Raw genomic sequence first — 21113 nt, 5'->3', positions numbered from 1 at the left:
CCAGTGCCAGTGCCAGTGCCAGTGCCAGTGCCAGTGCCAGTGCCAGTGCCAGTGCCAGTGCCAGTGCCAGTGCCAGTGCCAGTGCCAGTGCCAGTTCCTGTGAGCGAGACCTGAGGCTCGGTAGTGGGGCGGTCAGTTGTTGGGGGCTGAGTGCCTGTTTGCTGTGTGCTTGGCTGCTGTGTCGAGCCTGTGCTCGGCTGTGGTGGCTTATGAGCTTGTGTCTCGCTGCTCGTCAGGGTCACCTGAAAGGCGGGCGGCGTGCCGCCTGAGGTGAGGGCGTGGGCAAGAGGCGTCAGGCTTGGGGTCTGGGGTGTGCCTTTTTCGAAGCCGCTAAATTCCTCTATGCCCGTGGTCTGCACTGCGCGGTGGGCCAACTTGTTTTGCACCTGCGCCGCATTTGCTTGTGCTTCTGGCGTTTGAGTTTCTTGTGCCTGGGCTTCTTGTGACTGAACCTCTTGAGACTGGCTTTGCTGTGACTGAGCCGCTGACGCCATCTTATCGTCTAATTCTGTTGAGCTTGGTGTCAGCTCTGCCTGAGCCATTGGGCCCTGATCTGCACTATTTGCCAGATCTGCGTTTAGTTGCTCTGGCTCTGACTTTGACTCTGGCTCTGCGCTTGCGGCCGTGTGCCAAGGCTTATCCGCCACCAGATCTTGATTGAAGCGGCTCGTCGTCTTGCCATCGCGATACTCTTCGGCCTTGAGCTGCTCGACCGCCTTGTCCTGCGCCCTGGCGAGACGTTTCGCCTCGCGCTCACGTCGCTGAGCCTCTGTTAACGGCTCCGGCTCGCTCGCCGGCTGCGAATTGCTTTGTGGCTTAGCCTGATTCCTAGCCTGACTAGATTCGTCCTGAGGTGGCTTGTTGGGGCGCTTATCTTGGCTCATGGCGTTCTCCTAACGTTCACCAAAGGCTTCGGTCACATTGGTAAATACCGGCTTCCACAGGTACTGGAAGACTGTCTTGTCGCCTGTCACTATGTCGGCTTCTCCCGTCATGCCGGGGATCAACGCCAGCTTGTCGGGTTGGTCGCCGAAGTAGGGTTTGTCGATGGCGATCTGTACCTTGTAGAAGACACCGCCTTTCTCATCGGCGTCTGTGCTGGGGGAGATCTTCTTCACCAGCCCATCGATGGCGCCGTAGCGGCTGTAGTCGAAGGCATCTATCTTGATGCGGGCCTTCTGTCCGACGGTGACGAAGCCTATGTCTCTGGGGGACAGCTTGGCCTCCAGCAGCGCAGTGGGTGTGGTGGGGACGATCACCGCCACGGTACCGCCTGGCTGGATCACGCTACCCGCCGAGTTGTTGGGGATAGATTGAATGATGCCATCTACAGGTGAGGTGACCCGGTTTTGCTGCACCAGGGAATCTGAGGATTTGAGACGGGCAACTATGCCTAGCAGTTCGGCCTGGGCGTCGGTGCGTTTCTCGCCCACCTCGTTGAAGAGGCTCGCCTGCTTCTGGGCCAGCTGTTTCTCTTGATTGTCTATGTTGCGTTGCAGCACGCTGCGGCGCCCCTCCAGCACCTTGAGCTCACGGATATAGGCGTCGAGCTTCTGTTGTGACTCCAACATTCTGAGCTTAGAAACCGCCTGCTGCTCCTTAACCGAGTTCATCATCTTGAGGGTCTGTTCCACCGAGCGTATCTGATCCTTGAGCGGGGTGATCTCCTGTTCGATGCTGGCCAGCTCAGCCTCAGACTTGGCCACGTCAGATTCGGACAGGGCGATGATCGCCTGTTTTTCCTGATTCATACGTGCCAGGGCGTTGATGTGCTGGGCTACCAAGGTGGGGAAGCCGAGTTGATAGGCGCTGAAGTCGGGCTCGCGCTCCTCAAGGAAGGCATTATAACGCTCGATCTTCAGCTCCAGGTTGGCCTGCTTGCTCTGCAGCTCCTCCTTCAGGGCCTGGCTGTCGGTGGCGACAAAGTTAGCGATCAGGTCGCCCTTCTGGACCAGGTCTCCCTCGGCGACGGCGATCGACGCCAGGGTGCCGCCAGTCTGGCTCTGGATCACTTGCCTGTGGCCCAGCGGCACCACCTGGCCCTTGGCCTTGGCGATCTCCTCTATGTTGGTGAAGATTGACCAGATCAGCAGAATGAAGACTGCCGTGGCAATAAAGAAGGTGATGCGGCGAATGGCGCGCTTCTCGGCGGGCGCCTCGACGGCCTCGGTAAATTCGTGTTCAGGCCAGGAATGCTGAGTGAGTTGGCTGTCATTCATTTTGTGAGGCCTCCATGCTTGGGGTTGTGTCCTGGTGAGTGGCATTTTGTGTCGTCACACTGTCTTGGTTAGGCAGCGGACCGGCGTAGACCACAGCGCCTTTATCGAGGATCACCACCTTGTCAGCCTGCTGGATCAGTGCCTGGTCGTGTGTGGTGAACAGGATGGTAGTCTTGCCCTTGAGGCGTTTGAGGGTCTGGATAAAGGCCTGTCGGGCAAAGGGATTGCGATTGGCTATCGGCTCATCCATCACCAGCAGGGGAGAGCCTTTCAGCAGGGCCCTTGCCAGGCTGATATAGCTGCTTTCTACCGCCGAGAACATGCTGGTGCCGCGGGAGAAGAGGTTGGCATCTATGTCTTGTTTTAGCGCCTGCAGCAGCGAGGCGCCACCGGCATCGGTGAGGGCCTGCTTAAGCTCATCGTCGCTGGCCTCTGGCTTGGCCAGGCGCAGATTGTCCGCCAGGGTGCCGGGTAAGATCTCGCTGTTGGTGGGGCTGTAGGCGGCCCACTGACGGAAGATCTCAGGGTCGAACTGTTTCAGGTTTTTGCCGTTGACGGTGACGAAGCCGGCCTGGGGCTCGATAACCCCGATGGCGGTGAGCAGCAGCGAGGTCTTGCCGCTGCCGTTGGGGCCTATGATGGCCACCGTCTCGCCGGCTTCGATGTCGAGCGTTACCCCTGAGAGGGCGGGCTCAGTTTCGGCACTATATCTCAATGTCACATGCTTAAAGGAGAGCGCCGGTGTCTGGTTGAGATTTGGCGAGTCGAGCCTGAGCTCATTGAACTCTGTGGTGACGCCCATGAAACGGTCGAACTGATCGACGGCGCCCTTAAGCAGGGTAAACTTCTGCCGCGAGGCGAAGGCCAGCTGCGCCGGGCCTGTGATCCGCCAGATCAACATGACGCAGGCGATCAGCTCCCCAGGGGTAATGCTCTGGTTGAGCACCAGGAAGATGCCGGTAAATACTGTGGCTAGGGCGGTAAACAGCCCCATGGCATGGGCCACTGCCGCGTTGAGTCCCGCGCGTTTGCTGTAGAGAAAGTTCTGCCGGCAATGTTCCCGGGCGCGGCGCATAAATTGCTCGTACCAGGCGCCACTCTCGCCGGCGCTCTTGAGCGGTAGCAGATGAGTCGAGAGCTCGTTGAGGCTGTTCTGATATTCGCCGCTGATGGTGGGCGCCGCGGCCAGGGTATACTTGTCCAGCGCCTTCATCACCAGGTAGAAGAGCAGCAACATGGCCAGTGGCACCAGCACCAGAAAACCACTCAATAGAGTGATGGCGACGAGGGCGATGAGGGTAAAGGGCAGATCGATAAGGCCGGCGCCGCCAGGGCCCGCCACCAGGCTGCGCACCTTCTCGGCGTTGCGCATCCTGGCGATATGGCTGGAGAGACCGACGCGTGAGAGCAGGCTAAGGGGCATGCTCAGCAGGCGGTTGAAGGTGATGCCGGAAAGATCCCTGGCGAAGCGGTTGCTGACATTGGCCAAAGCCTGTGCCCTAAGCAGCCGACTGGCGACAAATATCCCTAGGGCCAGGGCTGCACCTAAAGCGATGCTGGGCAGGATCTGAGGCGCCTGTCCGCCGATGACCCTGTCGTACACCGCCATGGTAAAGAGGGGAATGGCGAGGCCACTCAGGCTGGATAGCAGGCTCAGCCAGAAGATGGGGCGGTACCAGGGCCTGAGCTTGGCGAGATGGGAGGCGAACACGCTGCTGCTTCGGCTCTGGGCCGGCAGGCTCTCCACCAGAAACACGTGGCCGGCGCCCGGCAGCTTGTCGAGTGTTAGCCATTGATTATCTTGGCTTAAGAATTGAAAACTGTGGTTGCTGCGCCGTGCCACCATAGGTTCGCCATCCTGTGGTAGCAAGATGAAGGGGTAGACGCTGTGGACCAGGAGGTTAGCATCCAGTGCCTGCACCTTGATGCCCACATGATGCTTCTTCAGCAGAATATAGGCTTCGAGGTGGGTGAGCCTGTCGTGGAGATCGCTCTTGTCTATGTTGCTGGCCTGCACGCTAAGGCCCAGCTGATGGAACAGGGCGATCAGCAGCGACTTGGGCAGATGTATCGGATCCAGGTGCTGATTCATTAGCGCGCTCCTCCTTGACCTTGGCCTTGAGCTTGACCGGCCAGCTCACCGTGCTCGCCGAGAGCGATCTGCATGTCGCTCAGCGCCGCGATCTCGTCGAAATAGGAGGCGATGACAACCGTCATCTGCCCGCGCCGCTCGGCTAACATCTGCAGCAGGCGGGCCTGGGAGTCGGCATCCAGTGAAACCATGGGCTCATCCAGCAGCAGGATTGATGGGGACTGCGCCAGGGCCCGTACCAGGGCGATCAGCTTGATAGCTCCCTTGTTAAGCACCTGATTCTCATTGCTGCCTACCTGGGTCTGATAACCCGCCGGCAGCTGCGCCAGGGTGGCCGATAGGCCGAGTTGGTCGGCGATCAGCATGGCACTGGCCTCACGCTCGCGGCGAAACAGCGTCATGTTGTCTAAGATGGAGCCGCTGAAGAGGCTGGCCCAGGGGGGAACATAGCAGATGGATTGACGGTACTCTAAGCCGTCGTGATCCTGCTGCGGCACGCCCGCGATGGCGATCTGTCCGCTATCCAGCTGGTGATAGGCGCCTATGGTGCTCAGCAGCAGGCTGGCATGGGTCATGGGGTTGGAGGTGACGGTAGCGATGGCGCCTGCGGGTATGGTGAGGCTGATGTTGTCGAGCCGGGCGCTGGTCTTCTCGGCGCTGACACCCTCGAAGCGGATGGGGCCGAGGGGCAGTTTCTGTTGATAGCGGGTCTGGCCGTTAAAGGTCTCCTGAGGCGTCGCGATCAAAGCATTGACCTGATCCATCGCCTCCTTGGCACTGACGTATTTGGCCCTAAGGCTGCCGATGGCGCTTAAGGGGGCGACGGCGCGACCGGCCAGGATGGAGCAGGCCGCCAAGCCACCCGTGGTGAGGTTACCGTTGAGCACCTCGAAGCAGCCTATCATTACTAAGCACAGGGTGGTGGCCTGGGCGGTGCCCTGTATCAGCTCCTGGAGTTTCGCCGACAGCCAGTCGACCTCTTCCTGCTGGGCGAGGCGCTGATGATTGATCTTCTTATAGGCGTAGGTCATGCGGGACTCGAGCGCCATCGCCTTGGTAGTGGTGAGGCCGGAGAGCACCAGCATCAAGAGGCGGGTACGTTCATCCTGGCTCAGGCTCAGTTCCTTGGTGGCGAGAGAGAGCTTCTGCCCCAGTTGCCACACCCTCACGCCGGCAATTAGCCAGACGATCAGGGGGATAAACACCAGAGGCCCGCCTATGTAGGCCACCAAGGCGAGGAAGATTAGAACGAAGGGGAAATCCATCAGCGCCACGGCTGCCTGGCCGGAGTAGATGTCGCGCATCGCCGCTATGCTGTGGATGCCGTGGGAGATCTTGCCAGCGCCGAGATTCTCTATGTGATGATAATCGGCATTGAGCAGACGTTTCACCACCCGGGTGATGGTATGCAGCTCATAGTTGGCCGCCGAGGCGCCGAGCAGCCAGCTGCGGGCGTATCTGAGGAGCAGCTCCAGCAGGATGGCGATGGCAACTCCAATCACGAGTACCGTTGCCGTTCCGTGTGCCTCGTTGGGCAAGATACGATCGTAGATCTGTAACATGGTGAAAGGCAGGGCGAGTGAAAGCAGATTGATAAACACAGAGGTGAGGAGCAGTTCGTTGAACGACTGATTCTGTGCGAGCAAACGAAAGGTTTTAACCATCTATGCCGTCCCTTGGAATAATTGGTGATTAAACAAGAGTGTAGTTCAATGTTGCTAGGACTAAAGCTAGCAGCTAAGACAAGGGTTAGATATTAGACAAATTTCTATACTTTTGATTTAGCTGCAAAGCTTGCTTCGTCATCCTTTCGAGCGGATTGGTAGACTAAATGGGTGAGTTCGATGGACAAAAAAAGAGGCCTGGTAGACCAGACCTCTTTGCTGCAGGGAGATGACGAAAGGGGATTACAAATTACTTGGCGTGTTTAGCACCTTTCTTGTTCTTCATTGGGTCGCCTTCGTAACCTAAGGCTTGCCAATCTAAACGTGTGCCCTTGTTGTGGCAGTCGTTACACTTGAGCGCCTGGTCTTTTGGCGAAACCATGTGGTTGATGCGCCACCACATCTCTGTTTCGGCAAAGCCATGCTCACCACTGTATTTGATGCCTTGCTGGGCCAGTGCCTGGTTAGCCTCCATGCCAAGCTTGGCGGCCTTATCCCAGTCGAACTCTTTCCAGTACCCACCCTTGCCATAGACCTTGGCGGTAACGAAGATGTTCTGCTTCTTGTCGTAGATCTGCTTGCCGCGATGCACCTTGAATGGGTAGATCTTGGCTGTCTTGTCTGTGATATCACCCAGTGGCGAAGTCAGCTTAGTGACCTTGGATGGATCCATCTTGTCACCCACCATGTAGGCATCGGCCTTGCCGTTGTACCAGGCGTATTCAGGCTTGACCATCTTGCCCCAGACGAAGCTGCCTTTCTTCTTCATGAAGGTGTGCTTGCCATACTCGTCCACGGTTTCCTCTTGATCGCTACCAGCGGTAGACCAGTCCCAGCTCATCTTGGTGGGTTCGTTACGGGCGAAGAAAGGAATGTGACAGGTCTGACAGGCGACACTGGCCGTATGGGTGTTGAGGCGCTTGTTGGCGTGTGGCGCGCTATCGTGGCAGTTTTCACAGCCGATATCGTTCTCACCGCCTGGCGATACGCCCATGGCATTACCTGTGATCTGGTGTTGCTGTGTGGTGTGACAGGTTTGGCACTGGAAGTCATTGCCATCGCTGTCCATGTGCACGTCGGTAGCCTTGTCGGGATAGGCCATGGAGGAGTCGAGATCCCCATGCTTCACCGCGTCGCCGCCGCCACCGTAGAAGTGGCAAGAACCACAGTTGTCACGTACCGGCATGCCGACATTTTGCGCCACACGTTCCAGGTTGACCTTAGCCAGGGCCTCACCGGCTCCGGCAGGGTCTTTAACATAGGTACCTGTGGTGTCGTGACACACCAGGCAGTCGACCTTGGTCATGTCGCTAAAGTCGAAGTTGTTGTCTTTCCAGCCGTAGCCCGCGTGACAGCTGGTACATCTAGGCTCGTTACCGGCGATAGAAGTACAGAAGTTGTTGATGGCGTTCTTCTTACCCCGTTTTACCGTGCGTCCTGGCAGCTTCTGCTCAAGTTCCCAGGTCCAGTGAGACGACTTCATAAAGTCTTTGGCGTGATCTTCATGGCATTCGATGCACTGCTCGGTCACCTGAGAGCCCTGGGTAAAGGGTCCCTGAATGGCTTCCTTATGCGGGTTTTCGGCGATGGCATTGAGGCTGGCCAAGCCGAAGATCCCTGCAGCAAACATCGCCGTGAGAGAATGTGTGTGTTTCATTGTCTGTTCCCTACCCCCGGCCTAGGCCGGGGGAGATAGCTTAGTTAGAAGTTGACGACGAGTGAGGCATTGATGTCATAGGCGGTATCGACTACTGGCAACATAGAGAAGGCAGAGCCAGCGATCACATCATCCACTTTTTGTGGGGCGCCCACCGGAGTGCCACTGCCGGTATATTCGTAGTCGTAGTAGAGACCAGCCAGTTTGATAAACATTCTTGGGTTGATATCAAACATATAGTAGGCCTCGGCCACATGACCACGGGTAGCCAGCTTGCTGCCGATCGGATCGTCTTGTGCCTGAGTAAATGGGGTCCAGTACTTGGAGCCATAGTTATACTCGAGGCCGAACTTGCCGTAAGGCGCTGGGATCTGAATACCCACATAGATACCGTAACCATCTTTGGTGTCGTTCTCATCGGCGGCGCTTGGCATCATGATGATCTCGCTGCCGTCGGCATTGAGCTGTGCTTCGAATACCGCATCGCTGAGCATGCCACCAAACATACCGGCATTACCGTTGCCTTCGGCGCGGGTCCAACCGAAAGAGGCGAAGGCCTTGAAGTCTTCATCGCTCTCGTAGGCGTAACCTATGCCACCCAGGTACATGTCGCCGATCACGCCGCTAGGCTGTACTCGGGTCTGGAAGTTGAAGTTGCTGAACTTCTGCATGTCCTGATACATGGTGGGGGCAAAGATTCCCGCTAGCTGTGTTGGGAAGGCCATGGTGCCCTTGAAGCCATCGTTGATATCTTTGGCGCCAAAAAGAGTGAACTGCAGGAAGTGGTTACCGTCGTTGATGGCATCTATGTTAAAGCCGCCCAGGTGGGTGTCTTTGGTGACGATATCGCCAAACATCTCACCATTGCCCCACTGTGACTCGAAGCCCTGGCCATAACAGAAACGAACTACCTGACCTTCGATGCCGGTGATCTCACCCAGCTTGTAACCCAGAGTTAGACCATCGAAGTTGAAGTTAACCAGGTGACCCGATGGCGTACCGCCGCGTTTCTCGTTTTCACGATATTGGGTTGGTGGGCCATAGGTAGATGGACGACGACCGATAGAGAGGTAGGTGTTGCTGCCACCTATGTTCTTCCAGTCGAAGTAGGCGCGTTCGACCCTGAGCCAGTCGCCGCTAGTGTTACCACTGTTGGTGCCATCCATGGTGAAGGAGCGCCATGAGTCGAACACCTGCACGCCGGTAGAGTCACCCCAGTTTTTATACATGCTGAGACGGCCGGCGAAGCTGACGTTATCCCACACCTTGGCCTTAAGGTTGAGTCTGAGACGCGTGGTGTAGAAGATGTCGTTGTTGATATCTTGGGTGGTCTTGGGGGCCAGCACGTAAGGCATCACACCTTGTAGCATGCCGCTCTGGAAGGCGGCGGCAAGATCCGGGTTGGCCGCCATCATCTGTCCCAGCGGGGAGTTGGGATCGTTAGGCATACCAAAGGCACCAGACATGGCTTTAGCCCCAAAATCGTTGAAGTCCACCTTGATTGCAGGGTTCCAGGTGACATTTTGGTAATGCAATGAATGGGCCTTGGTACGGAAATCGCCAGTGATCTCTAATCGGTCGAGAGCGGTGTGGCGCTCGTTCTTATCGACGCGGCTGTTGATAATGTCAATCTCTTCGGTGAGATCGGCAAGTTGTTGTTTAAGTTCGGCTATTTTTTGCGCATCGCTATCGGCGGCATAGACTGAGCCTGACATAGCCAGAGCGTTAGCGATCAATATAGACAGTAGAGTACGCATGTGAATCTCTCCTTAGGCGCTCATCGGGAGCGGTGAATGAGCGCTTCGATTACAAAAGCTGTGGTTAACCGCAAGTCTGTGGCTGATCTGAGTCGGCCGCGTGGTCGTATAAGAATTGCTGGATATCCAGGCGTTCTTTGTCGGAGAGCTTTTTAAATACGTCTGGTTGGGCGCTGTGCATGTCGCGCTTGAAGAAGCGATCCCACTGGCTCATGGTCTTGCTCATGGGGGTGAGTTCACCGGCGGCATCGCCCTTGCTGTGGCAGGCTTTGCACTCTTTTTTATAAAGGTGTTTCCCTTTCTTAGGGTTACCACCGTCGACGGCGTAGACTTGTCCGCCTACGGTGAGGGCGAGGAGTAAGCATGTAGTTATTTTGGCAACGTTTTTCATCATCATTTTCCTTAATCGCTACTCTGAGCGATTTATTAACCTGAAACAAAATGCTTGTTTCTTGTTGGAAAATTTACCAAAAGGGGGTAGTTGTAAATTTGATGTTGATCACCTTCATGAAAAAAATCTAATTGATAAAAATTTCATGAATAAAAATCTAATGGACATTGTGTAATGCAATGAAATTTAATGTTTTTTGTTTTTTGGTTTTTGCTTTATTGTGATCTTGCTCTCGAATAAAAAGTACCCGGTTAGATCACACTTTGTTATTTTAGCTCTCTCTAAATAGGTATTTTTGCTTGTTTTCGTATTGCAAATGGGCCTGTTTTGACGGGCTGGGCGGTTAACCGAATCGGCAGGTTTCAATCTGGGTGAGACGGAGTGGCAAAATAATTTAAAAAAAAAAGTATCTGATCGACCTGTTTCGAGAGCACTTTTTAGCCGTCTTAGTCTATCTTTAAAGACGACTCGGGTAGATTCCCGAGCGAAAACAAAAATAATGAACGGGGTGAATGAGATGAAATACCTTAGCTTGGTCATCGCAGTGTTATTGTCTGCTAGTGCCTCACTGGCATCTGCCGCCTCTCTCTACAACGAGGCCCGTAGTGATGCCATGGGCGGAACCGGGGTCGCGGCCTCTAACCGCGAAGGTGCCGCCTTTATCAATCCCGCTCTGTTAGCCATTCATGCCCCCAAATATTCCGGCGGCGCCGTGATGTTGCCCGTGCTGGGTGCCGAGGCCGCCAACATCGATAATCTGACCGACAAGTTTGACGCCCTACAGGCCTCCTATGACGGTCTGGAGGCGGCTATCAATGCCAGCGACGTCACTGGGATCACCAATTACCGCGACATGTTGGTCGCCGATCTTAAGTCCCTCGATGGTGAGAATGCCTATGGCAGCGTGGGGCTAGGTTTTTCAGTGGTTCTGCCCACCAAGCGCATGCCTATGTCGATCTTTTACAAGACCTATATCGATGCGGTCAGCGTGGCGGTGATCGAGGACAGCGACATAGATGCCCTGACCAATCTCGACCCTAACAATCCGCCTGCGGTTACCGATCTGGATTCGCAGGGGGCCGTGGTTGCCGGTGCCATCTCAGATCTTGGGGTGGCCCTCAGCTTCCCGCTGTCGATCGTCAATATGCCGGTCGCCGTCGGTATCTCGCCTAAGCTGCAGCGTATCGACACCTATAACTATGTGGTCAGTGCCAACAACTTCGACGCCGATGATTTCGACGACAACAAGTACCGCAACGACGATACCGTGGCAAACCTGGATATCGGCGTGGCGATTCAGCCACTCGATCGTATGACCATAGGCCTGTCGGGACGTAACCTGGTGAGCCAGAAACTGGACACCGTCGAGGCGATGGGGCGCAAGTTTACCTACCGTGTCGAGGCCCTCTATACCTTAGGTGTGGCCTATGATTGGGATAACTTCAGCCTGACCACGGATGTGGATCTTAATGGTCATAAGCGATTCGATGAGATAGGCGAGACCCAGTATTGGCGTCTGGGCGGTGAGATGAGGGCGACCGATTGGCTGGCCCTGCGTGTCGGCTATCGCCACGACATGAAAGATACCAGTAGCAACCTCTATACCCTGGGCACAGGCTTTACCATAGGCCGCTCCTTTAATCTGGATCTCACCGGCCTGGTGGGCACAGATGACGCCGTGGGCGGGGTGATTCAGACTTCCTATCATTTCTAGGGATAGGTTTTTTAGAAACAAGAAGGCCGGCTATGATGCCGGCCTTCTCTTTATCCTAGAGGAGTTACAGCAGGGTGCTTAAGGACTTAGCGGCCAGCAGGATGGCGCTCAGGCTACAGAGTACCAGCGTCATGATACGGGTCTTGTTCTTGTCTATGCGCCCCACCAGGCGATTGGCGATCAGGTAACCCAGCAGCACAGAGGGGAGCAGCAGCGCCGAGCAGTAGAAGTGATGCAGGGTCAGCAGACCCGTGAGCCCCAGAATCACTATGGCGATAGTGGAGCTGAAGATGAAGAAGGCCGACAGGGCCGCGCGAAACTGCTTGGCATCCTTACCCGAGAGCAGTATGGCCAGCGGCGGTCCGCCGATGGCGGCGATGTTGCCGAAGATCCCCGAGATCACCCCGGCGATAAACAGGCTGCGGCGGTTAACCACCAGGTTGAGTCGCATCAGGCTCAGCAGTACGGCGATGGCCACGATAATGGCGATAGTCATGCCGAGCACGTCCTGGGGAGCGACCATGAGCAGGCCGGCGCCGATCAGTCCGCCGGGGATGCGTCCCAGCAAGGCATATTGCAGGCCGTTGAATTCCAGGGCGCCACGCTCACGGATCAGTGTCAGCAGGGCGATAGAGAAGCCCATCAGGATCACCGGCGCAGGCACCAGTGACGGCTCGATAAGATAGAGCAGCGGTGCGGCGACGACCGCCATGCCGAAACCGATTAGGCTCTGGGTGAGGGCGCCGACGAAGACGATAAGCGAGGCTAGCGCCAGAATATGGGGATCGAGCGGAAGTGCAGGCACTGCAATGTTCCAGACTAAGGTTGAAAACTAAAAGAGGGACCGCCTAGCGATCCCTCTATCGATTCGTGTGTGAGTGGATCACTCCATCTCTTCCCACTCTATGCCCATCTCGGTCATCAGACGTTTGACTTCGGCCGGGATGCTATCTGGCTTGTCTTTAGACAGGTCATCGTCTTGGGGGAGTGGCTGACCGGTGTAGGCGTGCAGGAAGGCCTCGCACAGCAGCTCGCTGTTAGTGGCGTGACGCAAGTTGTTGACCTGGCGCCGGGTGCGCTCGTCGGTTAACACCTTAAGCACCTTAAGAGGAATAGAGACAGTGATCTTCTTTACCTGCTCATTCTTCTTACCATGTTCAGCATAGGGGCTGATATAATCGCCATTCCACTCAGTCATTGACTCACCTGTAAATTCTAAAATTCGGTGCAGATTTTAAACCCTTACAAATTACAGTCAAATTATTGCCTCGAATTTTTGGCAAATGCAAATAGATTTCTAAATGTTTGGACGTCTAAACGTCCAAAAGTTGTTGACGCTCACTACCGGCTTAGGTACATTTAGACGTCCAGACATCTCTTTTGTCCGAGGTGCCTGCCCAGATCCATATTGAGGAGTTGAAGATGACAGCGCGTAAACTAGCCACCGCCGCCGTACGACGAGGCATAGAGTCAGACACTCAGCACGGTGCCGTGGTGCCGCCTATCTATCTGTCGACAAACTACTCGTTTGAAGGGCATCAACAGCCGCGGGCATTCGATTACAGCCGTTCCGGCAACCCGACCCGCTCCATTCTCGGCGATGCGATTGCCGAACTGGAACAAGGGGCGACCGGCGTGGTGACCTGTACCGGCATGGCCGCCATCACACTGGTGACCAGCCTGCTAGGCCCAGAAGATCTGCTGGTGGTGCCTCACGATTGCTATGGCGGCAGCTATCGCCTATTCACCAACCTGGCCAAGAAGGGCGCCTTTAAGCTCTTGGTGGTGGATCAAACCGATGATGCCGCGCTTGAGCAGGCGCTGAGCCAGTCACCCAAGATGGTGTGGCTGGAGACTCCCTCTAACCCGTTGCTGCGAGTCGTCGATATCGAGGCCATCGCCCAGGCGAGCCACAAGGTGGGCGCTCAGGTGGTGGTGGACAACACCTTCCTTTCTCCTGTGTTACAACAGCCACTGCAGCTGGGCGCCGATATCGTGGTGCACTCGACCACCAAATATATCAATGGTCACAGTGATGTGGTGGGCGGCGCCGTGGTGGCCAAAGACCCTGAGGTGGGCGAGCTGCTGCACTGGTGGTCAAATACCCTAGGTTTGACCGGGTCGGCCTTCGACAGCTACCTGACCCTGAGGGGGCTGAGAACCCTGGCGGTGCGCATTCGTGAACACCAAGCCAACGCTCAGAAGGTATTGGCACTGCTTTGTGACCACAAGGCGGTGGAAAAAGTGTATTATCCGGGGCTTGCCGAGCATCCAGGCCATGAAATTGCGGCCAGACAGCAGAAGGGCTTCGGCGCTATGCTGAGTTTTGAGCTAAAAGGTGGCGAATCGGCACTCGTTGCCTTTTTAGATGCGTTACAATACTTCTCGGTAGCCGAGAGTCTGGGAGGCGTAGAGAGTCTGGTGGCGGTTCCCGCGACCATGACCCACAGAGCCATGGACCCAGAGGCGCGCCGTGAGGCGGGCGTGAAAGATACCCTGATCCGTTTGTCAGTGGGCATAGAAGATGGCGAGGATCTGGTGGCCGATATTCTTGCGGGTTTAGAAGCGGCTATCGCGGTAAGTAGTTAAAGGGTTTGAGGAGCAGATAATGACACGATGTCATTTGCATAAGTTTGGTGGTTCTAGTTTAGCGGATGCAGATTGTTACCGCCGCGTCGCCCACATTTTACTGACCCATGGCCACAGCGATGATCTTATCGTGGTGTCGGCCGCGGGCAAGAGTACCAATTTCCTATATCGCCTGCTGGAGCTGTGCGACACAGATCAGCTGTGGCAGGAAGAGTTACAGGTGCTGGTGAGTTACCAGCAGAACCTGATCGAGCAGCTGCTCTCCAACGAGCAGGCCCGTAGCCTGAGAGAGCGACTGGCCACCGACAAGTCGCAGCTGACCAGCCTGTTGTCGCTCGATGAGCTAAACGATTATCAACGCAACCAGGTAGTAAGTTTCGGCGAGCGCTGGTCTTCTCGTCTGCTGGCGGCTCTGCTGCGCGAGTCTGGCGTGGCGGCGACCGATGTCGATGCCCGCACCCTACTGGTCGCCGATGAAGGCGCCGTGCCGCAGATCCGCCTTGGCGAGTCACGCCAGAAGGTGCAGGCGCTGCTCGAGGCTCATCCCCAGGAGCGTCTGGTGATCACCGGCTTTATCTGCGCCAACGAGCAGGGCGACACCCTACTGCTGGGCCGTAACGGCTCAGATTTTAGCGCCACTTTACTGGCCAGTTTGGCGGATATCGAACGTGTCACCATCTGGACAGATGTGGAAGGCGTATTTAACGCCGATCCTAACCGAATTAACGATGCCAAGCTGCTCAAGAGCATGTCGCTCACCGAGGCGAACCGTCTGGCGCACCTTGGCTCTCCTGTGCTGCATAACCGCACTTTGCAGCCACTGTTCGACACCGAAGTGAGCCTGGCGGTGCGTTCAAGCTATGCGCCCCATACAGATTTTACCCTGATCGCCCCTAAGAGCTCGTCGGCCAGTGCCCCAGTGGTGACCAGCCTCTCCAGCGTCAGTCTGTTTAGCCTGACCATAGGGGTTGAGCTGCCGCAGTTGCTGGCCTGTTTTGCCCAGGCTGGCCTGACGCCACTGGCCTATTGGTCGTTGGCCCACGGCCGCGCCGAGCTGGCCTTTACCCATGAAAATCAGAAGCAGGCCCAGGCGATCTTCGAGGCCAAGCGCAGCGAGCTGGGAATCGATGAGTTACAGCTGCGCGACGATCTCGGCCTGGTGGCCCTGGTAAGCGCCGATGCCAGCCTCTATCGCCGCGGTTTCTCGCGTCTGCTGAGCCGTGAGGCCCATCCTCTGTGTAACGATGGCTTGAGTCTGGTGACTCTGGTGCCTAAGGCGCAGGTAAACCTGTTGACCCAGAAGGTGCACAGACGCTGCGCCGGTCCGCGCAAGCGTATCGGTGTCTTGCTGCTGGGCATAGGCAACATAGGCGAAGCTTGGATCGATCTCTTCAAGCGTGCCCGCCCCGTGCTCAATAAAGAGCTTGAAGTCAGCGTCGAGCTGGTGGGACTCTTGAGTTCCAAGAAAGCGCTGCTGAGCGAGACAGATATTGACTTAAGCAGCTGGCAACAGGCCTTCGAGGAGCGTGGTACTGGCTGGCAGTACACCCATCTGTTCGAGCAGTTACAGGCGTTAAATTGCGATGAGTTGATCGCCCTGGATATCAGTGCCAGCGCCGATCTCACCCTGCAATATCCAGAGTTTTTTGCCCGGGGCATTCATATCGTCAGCGCCAACAAGCTGGCGGGTTCTGGGCCGCTGGCCTTCTATCAGGAGCTGAAACAGCAGCTGGGCAATCGTCGTCTGTTTTGGCGTTATAACGCCAGCTGTGGTGCGGGCCTGCCGGTGCAACATGCGCTGAACGATCTGCATAACAGCGGCGATAGCATAGAGGCGGTCGGCGGCATCTTCTCTGGCACCCTGTGCTGGCTGTTCGAGCACTATGACGCCAAGAAACCCTTCTCCGAGCTGGTGCTGGAGGCTAAGGGGCTGGGCATTACCGAGCCAGATCCCCGCGACGACCTCTCCGGCCGGGACATGCAGCGCAAGTTGCTGATCTTGGCCCGTGAGATAGGTTACGACATTGAGCTGGACGATATCGAGCTGGAGTCTCTGGTGCCGACTACGCTGGCCGAGATCCCGTTGGATGATTTCATCAAACGTATGGCCGAGCTCGATGGCGAGATGTTGCAGCAGTATCAGGCTGCTGCCGAGCAGAACAAGGTGCTCAGGTATGTGGCGTCATTGGATTCAGACCAGGGCCTGCTCAAGGCCAAGGTGGGGATCCAGTGGGTCGATAGGAGCCACCCGTATGCCAATCTGACGCCGGGCGATAATGTCTTCGTGATCCGCAGCGATTTCTATCAGGACAATCCGCTGATCATACGTGGTCCGGGTGCCGGGCGCGAGGTGACGGCTGCCGCGGTGCAGTCGGATCTGGCGCAGATCTGCCGGGATCTCCTGCAAGAGTGATTCAAAGGGTCGATGCGTGCATCGGCCTTTTTTATAGCTTTTTCTCTTCTTCTTTATATCTCTCTTTCAGTGTATTTCGCCGGATGAATTGGTGAGATAGGCCTGCCTGTGTCTGCCGTTTCACTTTCGGACTATCTTATAAACAGATTGTTTTTTAATGAGGCAATTTTTGGGCTTGACATCACTCTGAGTTTCTCTAGTATATGGACATATAGACGTCCAAACGTCTAAAATATTTTTTGCTCTAGGTCTGAGGGAATTAAGATGGCTTTTCATCACGCACAACACGCCAATTCATTGAATCAAAGCTTGTCTGAGCTTAATGGTGATATCAATGTGTCATTTGAGTTTTTCCCGCCGGCCACCCCCGAGATGGAAACCATTCTGTGGAACTCCATCAGACGCCTGGAGCCGCTTAAGCCTAAGTTTGTCTCGGTAACCTATGGTGCTAATTCTGGCGTGCGCGATCGTACCCATGGGGTGATCGAACGTATTCAGAAGGAGACAGATCTGGTGGCGGCGCCCCATCTGACCCTGGTCGATGCCAGCGATGAAGAGCTGGTCGAGCTGGCGAAGCATTACTGGAACTCGGGTATACGCGACATCGTTGCGCTTCGTGGCGATCTGCCCGCGGGCAGCCCTAAGCCGACCCGTTTTGCCAACGACCTGGTGCGCCTACTCAAATCTGTGGCCGACTTCGATATCTCGGTGGCGGCCTATCCTGAGGTGCACCCGGATGCGCCCAATGCCCAGGCGGATCTGATCAACCTCAAGAAGAAGATAGATGCGGGGGCCAACCGCGCCATCACCCAGTTCTTCTTCGATGTGGAGTCTTACCTGAGATTCAGAGACCGCTGCGTGGCCGCCGGAATCGACGTGGAGATAGTGCCGGGCATTCTACCTGTGACCAACTTTACTCAGCTGAAACGCTTCGCCGGCATGACCAATGTGTCTATCCCGAGCTGGCTACATCGGCAGTTTGAGGGGTTAGATGATGATCCATCGACCCGCCAGATGGTCGGGGCCAACGTGGCCATCGACATGGTCAAGGTGTTGTCGCGAGAAGGGGTGAAAGACTTCCACTTCTATACCCTGAACCGCGCTGAATTAACCTATGCCATCTGCCATACCCTTGGTGTAAGACCCGGTAAATAGCATTTCGTTTGCCAGAATAGACGTCTAGCCCCGCCTCGATTGGTGGGGCTTTTTATTCCTATTATCAATAGTCCTGGTGTGGTTTTTCTTCTATGATTGACCACAGCCAATAAGGAGGTTGATATGTATAGAATGCTTATCGGAGTGACAGTGCTTTTCCTGAGTAGTCAGGCGATGGCCGCCAACGAGATGCCACCGGCCGCCGCCCTGTGTGGTAGTTGTCATGGCCCGACCGGGATGGGCATAGAACCTATCGCGCCGCGTATCGCCGGACTCTCTTCCGAATATATTGCCAAGCAGATCCACCTGTTTCAGCAAGGCGACAGACAAAACCCCAGCATGACGCCCATGGCTATGACGGTGCAGGGAGAGGCCATCAATCAGGTGGCAGATTACTTTGCCGCTCAGCCAGTGCCTGACTTTTCCCCAGCCTTACGCGGTAGCCAGACTAGCTACCAAAGCGTGGCGGAAACCTTGGTCTATCAAGGGGACTGGCAGCGCACCCTGCCGGCCTGTGTCTCTTGCCATGGCCCCTCGGGGATAGGCGGAGGCCAGTTTCCACGTCTGGCGGGGCAGCAGGCCAGCTATCTCAAGACACAGCTGATGGCCTGGCAGTCAGGCACGCGTAAGGGCGATATCGATAACATGATGGGCAATATCGCCAGCAAGTTGAGCCAGGATGAGATAGCGGCCCTGGCCGACTATTTTGCCACATTGAAGTAGGGAGGTGGATATGAACAGGAATCTAATGACACTCAGCGGCCTACTCTTGTTTGCCCTTGGCAATAACTTACAGGCGGGTGACTTACCCGATAAGCAGGCTGAGCTGAAACTGGCGGCGCCAGTGCAGGATGCGGATTATCTTAAAATGCGTTCCCTTGCCAGCATCCCCGAAGGTGCCTTCGGCGACAAGGTGCGCTTGGGTTATCAGCTGTTCGTCAATACCCAACAGCTTAGGGGCCAATATGTGGGCAATGAGCTGAACTGTGTCAACTGTCACATGGATGCCGGACGCAGGGCCAATGCCTCACCCCTATGGGCCGCCTATCTGGCCTATCCCGCCTATCGCAAGAAGAACGATAAGGTGAACAGCTATCAGGAGCGGATCCAGGGTTGTTTCACCTATTCGATGAATGGCAAGGCGCCCGAGTCGGGCAGCGAGCCCCTGGTAGCGCTGTCGGCCTACTCCTACTGGTTAGCCATGGGGGGCCTGTTGGATAAGTACGGCGTGACTGGCGCCGTGCCCGAACTGAGCGATGCCGAGCTGCTCAAAGGCGGCAAGCGGGAGGATTTTGTCTTGCCCGAGGCGATCGCCAAGGCCACGACACTCGATGAGCGTGCCAAGCTGCCGGGCAGAGGCTTCCCCGCCATCCCTAAGCCCGAACAGGCTTATTCGCCTGCGCGCGGCGAGCAAGTCTATCGGGCTCATTGCCAGTCTTGCCACGGTGAAAACGGCGAAGGGCTAGCCATGGGCGGTGTCTATAGCCTGCCGCCGTTGTGGGGGCCGAACAGCTTTAACTGGGGAGCTGGCATGCACAGGGTCAACACGGCGGCCAATTTTATCTATGAGAATATGCCTCTGGGTAAGAGTGTGCAGCTTTCGCATCAGGAGGCCTGGGACGTGGCGGCCTTTGTGGTCTCCCATGAGCGACCACAGGATCCACGACTGGAAGGCGAGAAGGTGATGGAGCTGAGCAAACGTTATCATCAGCATCAAGGCTATTACGGCAAGAGTCTGGGTGAGGGGGCGGTGCTCGGCACTCAATCCTACCCCATCAATCCGGTTAAGCAATAAGCCTTAAGTAATAGGCCTTAAGCTTGTCCCGTCTGAGACTGAGTGTTAACGTTAACGGCTAACACTCAGTCTTTATGGATTCTATGCGCACGAATGCCAGTCAGTGCCCCCTGTGTCACAAGCCCAATCAATGCGCCGTCGTGGCGGGGCGTGAGAATGCTACCTGTTGGTGTCATCATCAGACGTTTGCGGCCAAGGCGCAGTTGCCTCAATCCATAGCCCCAGATGTTTGTATCTGCCAGGCCTGCGCCGAGGCGCTTAGGCTGGAGGCCGAGTTAGGGGTTAAGCGAGTCGATTAATGGTCAATCAATTATTTAAGGATGAATATTTATGAAAAATAGCGCCATCATGCTTTTAGGCCTGCTTGTTCTCGCGGGATGTAGCAATTTAACGCTGACGACCAATATCTCACCCGAAGAAGCGTTAAAGACCTCCAAGGTGGAGGAGTATAGTATGGCCGAAATTGGCCGTTATAAGGCGGATTCTCTGGGAAAAGTGTCAACCTCTATGTGCCGTACCCGCTCTACTCAGCCGAAACCGACCGAGTCTTTATTGGTTGGCAACCTTAAATATAAGGCGCAGAAGTTGGGAGCTAACGGCATAGTCGTCATGGAGTGTGTCGATCATAAAATTAATAACGATTGTCCTGAGTTCTTGCGGTGTGATGCGCTGGCCTACCGCGTCGACTTCGACGCCCTGTAAAATAAAAAAGAGGCGAATTCGCCTCTTTTTTCATCTTATGCGCTATCGAGCGCTTGGGTAGTAGTTAGGGCCTTCGATTCTAAATGGAATGGTCTCTCTTCCCCAGTCAGACAGCAATACATCTCTAACACGTTCACTGTCACCCTCTGTGCTACATCCCCACATCTCGGCGCAGGTGCGTCCGGCGATGTTGGAGCCTGTACCCGACTCTGTATCTGGGCGGCTGTTATTGAGGCGGGCAATTTCGTCGTCGAAATAGCGGTTATAGTCGGGAGCCGTTACTGTTATGGTTTCCATTTCACCCACTGGGGCATTGCTGCCTGGTTTGGCGTCCTTGTCCGCGTCGACCATGGCATATAGCTTAGGTAGCGGCAGAGTCGTGGCCAGTTCTGAGTTTTTCAGCTTATTGGCAAAGTCTTTGGCCGAGACATTGTTCAGCTCATAGGCCTTAGATAACCATTTGTCGGCTTCGTGGAGATCCTGTTTAACAAGGTTGTCATTGAGATAAACCTTACCCAGTATGAGCGCACTAGGTGAAAAATCGACTTTTAGACTGCGTTCTAACAGTGATATTGCCTTATCGACATCTTGGTAGTCGGTGTCTTGTAGGTACATGACTGCTGCCTTGTACTGCGCCGTCGTGTTGCCAAACTTGGCGGCGCGTCTAAACCATTTTAGTGCTTTCTTTGGGTTTTTCTTGGTGCCGTAACCTGCATAGTAGAGTTCCCCCAGGGTTGCCATGGCATCTGAGTGACCTCGCTTGGTCAAGATGGTATAAGCCTTAAAGTATTCCTTACATTCGGCCGAATCACACTCAGGCAACCCAGAGGCGTAACTCGTTGAAGTAATTGCCCAAAAGGTCAAGCCGATTGAGAGTGTTTTGATCATCCTTTTCATTATGTTGTCCTATTTTGGTGGTTGATGCGCTTTAACCCACTAAGCCTCAATTGGCTCAGAGTACATCT

18 protein-coding genes are annotated in these 21113 nt (G+C 55.6%); 8 read left to right on the top strand and 10 right to left on the bottom strand.

Annotation, left to right across the window (positions count from 1 at the left end):
• From AYI87_RS21320 to AYI87_RS04040, 7 genes are all read right to left on the bottom strand, one after another.
• A partial coding sequence (locus AYI87_RS21320; RefSeq protein WP_222116764.1) for a hypothetical protein occupies positions 1-884 on the bottom strand: 884 nt, incomplete at its 3' end.
• Between the two features lie 9 nt (positions 885-893).
• Positions 894-2219 (bottom strand): HlyD family type I secretion periplasmic adaptor subunit, encoded by a 1326-nt coding sequence (locus AYI87_RS04065; RefSeq protein WP_144199834.1) that lies wholly within the window; start codon positions 2217-2219, stop codon positions 894-896.
• Positions 2212-4311 (bottom strand): peptidase domain-containing ABC transporter, encoded by a 2100-nt coding sequence (locus AYI87_RS04060; protein ID WP_144199832.1) that lies wholly within the window; start codon positions 4309-4311, stop codon positions 2212-2214. The genes AYI87_RS04065 and AYI87_RS04060 overlap by 8 nt, the downstream gene beginning before the upstream one ends.
• Complete coding sequence (locus AYI87_RS04055; protein WP_144199830.1) at positions 4311-5975, bottom strand: ABC transporter transmembrane domain-containing protein; 1665 nt, start codon at positions 5973-5975, stop codon at positions 4311-4313. Before AYI87_RS04055 ends, AYI87_RS04060 begins: the two co-directional genes overlap by 1 nt.
• Before the next feature lie 250 nt (positions 5976-6225).
• Positions 6226-7632 (bottom strand): tetrathionate reductase family octaheme c-type cytochrome, encoded by a 1407-nt coding sequence (locus AYI87_RS04050; RefSeq protein ID WP_186300546.1) that lies wholly within the window; start codon positions 7630-7632, stop codon positions 6226-6228.
• A gap of 44 nt (positions 7633-7676) precedes the next feature.
• Positions 7677-9389: a DUF3373 domain-containing protein gene (locus AYI87_RS04045; RefSeq protein WP_144199828.1), complete on the bottom strand. Its 1713-nt coding sequence runs from the start codon at positions 9387-9389 to the stop codon at positions 7677-7679.
• Positions 9390-9453: 64 nt separating this feature from the next.
• Entirely contained in the window at positions 9454-9783 is a 330-nt protein-coding gene (locus AYI87_RS04040) for a c-type cytochrome (protein WP_144199826.1), read from the bottom strand.
• Positions 9784-10297: 514 nt separating this feature from the next.
• Here AYI87_RS04040 and AYI87_RS04035 point away from each other — a divergent pair.
• Positions 10298-11494: a conjugal transfer protein TraF gene (locus tag AYI87_RS04035; protein ID WP_144199824.1), complete on the top strand. Its 1197-nt coding sequence runs from the start codon at positions 10298-10300 to the stop codon at positions 11492-11494.
• A 64-nt stretch (positions 11495-11558) separates the two neighbouring features.
• On the opposite strand, the gene AYI87_RS04030 is transcribed toward AYI87_RS04035, so the two are convergent.
• Positions 11559-12299, bottom strand: coding sequence for a sulfite exporter TauE/SafE family protein (locus AYI87_RS04030; RefSeq protein WP_144199822.1), 741 nt, complete (start codon positions 12297-12299; stop codon positions 11559-11561).
• Positions 12300-12377: 78 nt separating this feature from the next.
• Positions 12378-12692, bottom strand: a complete 315-nt coding sequence (metJ, locus tag AYI87_RS04025; RefSeq protein WP_011864325.1) for a met regulon transcriptional regulator MetJ — start codon at positions 12690-12692, stop codon at positions 12378-12380.
• A 224-nt stretch (positions 12693-12916) separates the two neighbouring features.
• On the opposite strand from metJ, the gene metB reads away from it, so the two are divergent.
• The 7 genes from metB (at position 12917) to AYI87_RS03990 (ending at position 20148) form a co-directional block, all read left to right on the top strand.
• Entirely contained in the window at positions 12917-14083 is a 1167-nt protein-coding gene (gene metB / locus AYI87_RS04020; protein WP_144199820.1) for a cystathionine gamma-synthase, read from the top strand.
• A gap of 19 nt (positions 14084-14102) precedes the next feature.
• Positions 14103-16496 (top strand): bifunctional aspartate kinase/homoserine dehydrogenase II, encoded by a 2394-nt coding sequence (locus AYI87_RS04015; protein ID WP_144199818.1) that lies wholly within the window; start codon positions 14103-14105, stop codon positions 16494-16496.
• A gap of 264 nt (positions 16497-16760) precedes the next feature.
• Entirely contained in the window at positions 16761-17651 is an 891-nt protein-coding gene (gene metF, locus AYI87_RS04010; RefSeq protein ID WP_144199816.1) for a methylenetetrahydrofolate reductase, read from the top strand.
• A gap of 132 nt (positions 17652-17783) precedes the next feature.
• Positions 17784-18374, top strand: coding sequence for a c-type cytochrome (locus AYI87_RS04005; RefSeq protein WP_260865075.1), 591 nt, complete (start codon positions 17784-17786; stop codon positions 18372-18374).
• A gap of 25 nt (positions 18375-18399) precedes the next feature.
• Positions 18400-19446 carry a c-type cytochrome gene (locus AYI87_RS04000; RefSeq protein ID WP_144200137.1) on the top strand — a complete coding sequence of 349 codons (1047 nt, stop codon included), beginning with the start codon at positions 18400-18402 and terminating at the stop codon, positions 19444-19446.
• Positions 19447-19529: 83 nt separating this feature from the next.
• Complete coding sequence (locus AYI87_RS03995; RefSeq protein ID WP_258406368.1) at positions 19530-19745, top strand: cysteine-rich CWC family protein; 216 nt, start codon at positions 19530-19532, stop codon at positions 19743-19745.
• A gap of 31 nt (positions 19746-19776) precedes the next feature.
• On the top strand, positions 19777-20148 hold the full coding sequence (locus AYI87_RS03990) for a hypothetical protein (RefSeq protein ID WP_144199810.1): 372 nt from the start codon (positions 19777-19779) through the stop codon (positions 20146-20148).
• A 42-nt stretch (positions 20149-20190) separates the two neighbouring features.
• On the opposite strand, the gene AYI87_RS03985 is transcribed toward AYI87_RS03990, so the two are convergent.
• Positions 20191-21045 carry a tetratricopeptide repeat protein gene (locus tag AYI87_RS03985; protein WP_144199808.1) on the bottom strand — a complete coding sequence of 285 codons (855 nt, stop codon included), beginning with the start codon at positions 21043-21045 and terminating at the stop codon, positions 20191-20193.
• Positions 21046-21113 lie beyond the last annotated feature (68 nt).

Origin of the sequence: Shewanella sp. KCT (genome assembly GCF_007636505.1) — a bacterium.
Classification (GTDB): Bacteria; Pseudomonadota; Gammaproteobacteria; order Enterobacterales; family Shewanellaceae; genus Shewanella; species Shewanella halotolerans.
Note: the sequence above shows the minus strand (reverse complement) of the source record. Positions and strands in the feature narration are given on the sequence as shown.